We start from the raw sequence: 6,122 nt of genomic DNA on the forward strand, positions 1-6,122 counted from the left end.
ATCTTACTACACTTAACATCTCTTCGAATCGATTAACTTCATTGCCGTCGGAAATTGCAGAGTTGAAAAATCTTACTACACTTAACATATCTAGTAATGAATTAACTTCACTGCCATCGGAAATCACAGAGTTGAAAAATCTTACTATACTTAACATATCTTCAAATCAATTAACTTCACTGCCACCGGGAATCGCAGAGTTGAAAAATCTTACTACACTAGATATATCTTGGAATCAATTGATTTCGCTACCGCTTGGAATCGCAGAGTTGAAAAATCTTATCACACTTAACATGGCTTGGAATCAATTGACTTCGTTGCCGCCGGGAATCACAGAGTTGAAAAGTCTTACTACACTTTACATGTTTTGGAATCAATTGACTTCGTTACCGCTGGAAATCACAGAACTGAAAAATCTTACTAGACTTGACATATCTCGTAATGAATTGACTTCGTTGCCTTCGGAAATCACAGAACTGAAAAATCTTACTAGACTTGACATATCTCGTAATAAATTGACTTCGTTTCCTCCGGAAATCACAGAACTGAAAAATCTTACTACACTTATCCTCTCTGATAATCAATTAAGTTCGCTGCCGCCAGAAATATTAGAATTAGGTATAGATATTGAGTGGGAAGGTAATTCGGCAGAAAAAGGAATATTCTTAGAAGGAAATCCTCTTGAAAATCCTCCAATAGAGATTGTAAAACAGGGCCGTGAGGCAGTTATCAATTATTTCAAGTCATTTGAAGGTGAAAAGAAACCGTTAAATGAAGTTAAAGTTTTGCTGGTAGGAGATGGAGAGGCGGGCAAAACCTCACTGGTGAAGAGAATTTTTGGGGAAGAAGTTGATGGTAATGAGTCACAAACTCAGGGAATCAATATCAGGAAGTTGGCAATAAATAATGGAGATCGAGAAATCAAGGCTAATTTCTGGGATTTTGGTGGGCAAGAAATCATGCACGCCACTCACCAGTTCTTTTTGTCAAAAAGGAGTCTTTACATTCTGGTGTTGGATGGAAGAAAAGATGAGAAGCCTGAATACTGGCTTAAACTCATAGAAAATTTCGGTGGAGATTCCCCTGTTTTAGTTGTGATTAATAAAATAGATCAAAATCCAGCTTTTGAACTAAACAGAAAGTTCCTGGGAGAAAAATATTCGTCAATAAGGGGATTTTACAGGCTATCCTGCAAATCAGGAGAAGGAATTGAGGAATTTCTAAAAATTCTTGAAGATGAATTAAAGACGGTTAAACATCTTGAAATTAAGTGGCCTATAAGCTGGTTTAATGTAAAGAGTAGGCTTGAAGAAATATGCCCGAGCTGTCCTTCGACTAAAGTCAATGGAGACTGTGAGCACTGTAATTTCATCGAATATAAACAATATGAAACAATGTGTGATGAAGAAGGAATAAAAAGTGAATCAGCACAGAACACCCTTGTTGATTTCCTTCATGACTTAGGTGTAATACTTCATTTCAGAGACATACCTCTATTAAATACATATGTTTTAGAACCTCAATGGGTTACTAATGCTGTATATAAAATCGTTAACTCAAGGGAAATTGCCGAATCTAAAGGAATTCTAAAACCTGACAGCATGCTTCCTGAGATATTAAAGAAGAATACTGAAGCAGATTTTTGTTATCCTCCCTATCAATATGGTTTTTTTGTTAGTTTGATGAAAAAATTTGAATTATCTTACGATCTTGATGATAACACTGTTCTCCTTCCTGCCTCGCTGGAAATTCAGGAACCTGATTTTGAATTTGATTACGAAGGAACTCTAAGGTTTGTAATAGACTATGATTTTCTTCCTCCTTCGGTAATGCCACGTTTCATCGTAAAGATGAATAGGGATATAAAAGATGATCTGCGCTGGCGCACAGGTGTGGTTCTGGAGAACAAAGGTTACCATTCTACTGCGGTGATCAGAGCAGACATTGAAGCAAAGAGAATAAGCATTTACGTAAATGGGAACCAAAGAAGGGACTATTTCTCAGTTATCCTACAGATGTTTCGGGAAATAAACAATAGTTTCGAAAAATTAAAAGCAATAGAAAAAATTCCATTGCCTGATAATCCAGAAGTGACTGTAAGCTATGATCACTTAATCAAACTGGAGTTAAAAGGACGTGAAACTTATATGCCCGATGGCTCTGATGATGAATATAATGTAAGTGATCTTCTTGGAACAGTAATTAATAGAAGTAACGAGAGAGCACTACTGGAAGAAATACTGCGAATAGCAGAAATGAATGGAAGCAATGGGAATGAAATACTGAAAATACTTCGAAAATTACAAGAAATAGAAGAAGAATCTGATACTGAAGATACTCTGCTGGAAAAATTAAACAAAATTGTTATGGCTGAACCCAACTTTTATGGCGTTGGGCTTAGGTTAAATGAAATAATGAAAATCTACTTGAAAAGTAAAAAATCAAAAAAGTGGTAATTAATCTATATTCAGATATGCTCTTGCGTGATATGATTTAGATCATTTGAAAAGCCTGTATATTCATTTTTTATGTCTTTGTCTATATTCTTATTTAGGAAAAGGCCGGTCGCCTGCGACGACCGGTGAGAGCCTGAGGCTATAAGAACCGATTTTCTCTGGCGGTTCTAGTATAATTAAGTAAAAAGTGAATCTTTTTTGTGCAGAACTTTTAAACATTATTTCATTTGTTAGTTAATGTTTTTGAAAAAAGATTATCAGTTCAAAATCTCAAACTCTGACCAGTATAGCCATATTCGCTATCCTGAACCGTTTTTTCCCGTTCGACGTAGGAGAGCGGCTTTTCCCGCAAAAAATACAAAATATAGGGGAAACTAATGAATAAAAGCCATTGTGGACACCTGTAAAAACCTACCTGTAGAAAGAAATATGAAGATTCCTTCTTTTAACCCTTAAATAAATCAAATAACTAATCAGAAACAGTTAATCAGGAACCAATGATTTTTACCTAATTTCTTTACATTCTGGCATCTTCGACCTTTCTTTACCTTCCCGCATCCTCTATCTCAAACTTTACATCTCGTTTTGCAAGCTCTTTTATAATCTCTTCCATAAATACCCCAGGACCCGGCGCATGTCTATGGTGGAATTCCTTGACTTTGCCTGGCTCTCCGCCAACGCTGGTTATTTCCACGCCGCATGAAGGGCTTTTCGGGACGCCTAGAATTTTTATTTTTACGCCGCTTGCTGCAAGGTCTTCGAGCAGGTCTGCAAAATGGGTAAAGATTTCTCTGCAAAACCGCCGGTAAGCAGGATGGTCAAGCTGATCTTTAGTAATTTCCCGGCGCTTCATTCCGAAAAACGTCGCTTCCGGGCAGGGGAGCTGGATAACGTTTGCGCCTCGCGTATCAATAGGCTGGGCTGGTTTTACTCCTTTTACTCTTGCAAGGGGGTTGAGCAGGCAGTGGCCTATGACCAGGACTTCTTCGGTTTCGCCGCCGTCAGAGGGTTTTTCAGAAACGTGGGAGCACTCGTAATTTTCCAGCTTTTTCATATCCTCACCTGTATTTCGCTTAATAACATTTTTCTCGCGTCTTCTGTTTCTTCTACAGCTTTGACAATGGGTCACAGAATATTCTTTCTCTGCTTTCAGGAGGCAGTAAAAGGGGTGAGTGTTTTTAAAATCATTTCCTCACCCCTTAAGTAGTACTGCAGTTTCGTCTTTCATTCCGTCAAGAGTTAATCCTGCTAAGACTCAATCCTGTCAAGAGTAGCTTTGAAACTCTCCAGATGATCACCTTCTTCTAAGCAGGTACACTCCAGTAAGCCCGATTACTCCGTAAATCATTTCAAAGCCTGGAATACCTTTATTTTCTTCTTGCTCAGAAGGTTGCTCAACACCTGTTGTTGCGTTTCCAGTGTTGTTTCCAATATTGCCTCCAGTATTAGTACTGAGGTTTTCAGTATCAGGTTCAGTCTGTGTTTCATTTCCGGCTTCCTCTGGTGTTGCTCCGGTTATTGCAAAGAATGAGAATTCCGAGGGGTGTGCCGTGAAATACAGATATTGGCCGTCTTCTTTTAACAGGGTCGCTGGTAGTTGTGACCATTTTTTGTCACTGTAGCTATTGAGCATGATTGAATTCTGGTTGATCTTCTTATCCTGCAGCCAGGACTTTTCAATCTTGAAGCATAGTTCAGGGTTTTCAATATTCTTTGAGGTAGCAAATCCTGAGTTTCCGACCCAGAGGTTGAAGTACTTATAGACCTCACCCGAGTTCAGTTCTGAAACCAGAGTTGATTTTCCTTTGAGTTGTTCGGCAATGGCTGTAATCTTACCTGCAGTCTTCTTTGCATCAAAGCTGACATACACAACACAGGTTGCGTTATTTGGGAAATCAAACATTACAGACTTTCCGTTTAAAACCTGTGCCTGCGAAAGTTCCTTGACTTGAACGTTAGTTTGAGGTTCAGGGGAACCACCGCCGCCACCGCTACTTCCACTGCTGTGGCTGCTTCCACCAGAAGTGCCATCTGAACCGCTATCTGAACTGTCGCCAGAAGTGCCATCTGAATTGCCATCTGAATTGCCATCTGAATTGCTATCTGAATTACCATCAGAACTGCTGCTATTATTACCTACGACTTCTTCTGAAGGAGGCTCTGTTACGTTATCGGAAGGAGTAACTGTTGAATTAGTTGATGCCGGAGGTTGCTCAGGCGTTGAAGAATTCGACGTTGCAAGAGCTGCATAGTCGATTTCATTTTCGCTAAGGGTTGCTGTCTCCTCTGCTATGCCGTCTCCGTCTACATCGTAATGTGTTTGAGAAAAGCCTGTTCCATCAGGTTTAGCCCAATAGTTTCCTGCAATATAGGGGCCACCTATAATGTTTTTTCCTGTTGTTCTGGTAGTGTTCCATATGTTAGGGTAGCCATAATAGCCATCAAAAATTACATTTACTGTGTTATTGAAATAATTGTTATAGATTTTGCTACTAGCATCTGCTTTATCGTAAAGCCCACATTTCTTGTTAAAACTTATAGTATTACCGGCAATATCAGCGCGGCCTTCGTACAGCAGGGCTATACCCTGATCATTTTCTGTAATTGTGTTATTCTCAATTTGGGAATTTCCTGAATCTCCCACAACGACTCCTATTTCACAGTTAGAAATCCTGTTGTTTTTGACAGTAGCACCGTAATAACATTCCCCAACAGAAACTCCTGATTCACAATTTGAAATTTCATTATTATCTATAGTAAAAGTAGAGTACAGATTTGTGTCAATGCCTGTACCATAATTCAGGATTTTATTTTTTTCAATTATGCAGTTAGAGAACTGACCGAGATTTATTCCATAAGAAGTATCAGTACCTTTTAGGGTAAAACCTTTAATGGTTATCTCCTGTGCATCACCTGTTAGGTAAAAACCATTTCCTTGAATTATCGTGTCTTCAGGATTGCCTGATTGAGACATAATAACCATATCATATGTACTGAGAGTAACATTCTCATAATAAGTACCAGGTTCTACAATTATAGTGTCTCCGTGCGTTGCATTATTCACAGCTGACTGTATTGATTCACCATTGTGCACTATTATTTCAGCTGCAGCACCTATTCCAGACGCTGTTATAAATATAAAAATTGCTAATAATAATGCAATAAAGCGATTTTTCATTTCCTACATCTCCAATTTAAAGTCACTTTATTATTTTTGATATATAAGTTATATTATAAGGTACATCTTGAATCTTAATAAGTTTACAGGTCTTCAAAAACAATGAAAAAATATTTTTTATTTTAAAACAAGCACATATAGTGAAATTGCTTGAAAATCATTCTCCTACTAACGAAAACAATTGATTAAATGGGAGTTTTAAACGAAAGATGGGGTGACTTTCGGGGTTCCAGTTTGATGATTCGGAGATTTAGGAGATTTAGGAGATCTGAAAGAATCGGAATTGATGGTGACTTCACTACCTACATGAATCCAAGTGTACTGATTCCAAAATAAATCTCTTTTTTGGCGGGAAAGTCGTTAATTAACAGACAGATCAACTATTGTCGAGTCATCCACTAAGTATCGTATAATTGAGTCCTTGATAATTGATTCAATACTATGTCTTTCAATTAGCCTTTACCTGGTCTTCACTTGGCTTTCACTTG

Annotated in this window: 3 protein-coding genes; 1 reads left to right on the forward strand and 2 read right to left on the reverse strand. The window is 38.1% G+C overall.

Features of this window, described 5'->3' with window-relative positions; translation table 11 throughout:
* The coding region (locus tag A9239_RS06555; protein ID WP_083250213.1) for a COR domain-containing protein at positions 1-2,456 on the forward strand (2,456 nt) is incomplete at its 5' end.
* Positions 2,457-3,000: 544 nt separating this feature from the next.
* Here the strand turns inward: A9239_RS06555 and A9239_RS06560 are convergent.
* Positions 3,001-3,510 (reverse strand): DUF523 domain-containing protein, encoded by a 510-nt coding sequence (locus A9239_RS06560; protein WP_048116594.1) that lies wholly within the window; start codon positions 3,508-3,510, stop codon positions 3,001-3,003.
* A 240-nt stretch (positions 3,511-3,750) separates the two neighbouring features.
* A complete protein-coding gene (locus A9239_RS06565) occupies positions 3,751-5,634 on the reverse strand; it encodes a PGF-pre-PGF domain-containing protein (protein ID WP_052712872.1) in 1,884 nt (627 codons plus the stop codon).
* Positions 5,635-6,122: the final 488 nt, after the last annotated feature.

The sequence above is a fragment of the Methanosarcina sp. A14 genome (assembly GCF_001729375.1).
GTDB classification, from domain to species: domain Archaea; phylum Halobacteriota; class Methanosarcinia; order Methanosarcinales; family Methanosarcinaceae; genus Methanosarcina; species Methanosarcina barkeri.

What these genes read in the sequence shown, in the direction of transcription:
- A9239_RS06565 (WP_052712872.1), bottom strand. Translation starts at nt 5,634, where the DNA reads ATGAAAAATCGCTTTATTGCATTATTATTAGCAATTTTTATATTTATA.
- A9239_RS06560 (WP_048116594.1), bottom strand. Translation starts at nt 3,510, where the DNA reads ATGAAAAAGCTGGAAAATTACGAGTGCTCCCACGTTTCTGAAAAACCC.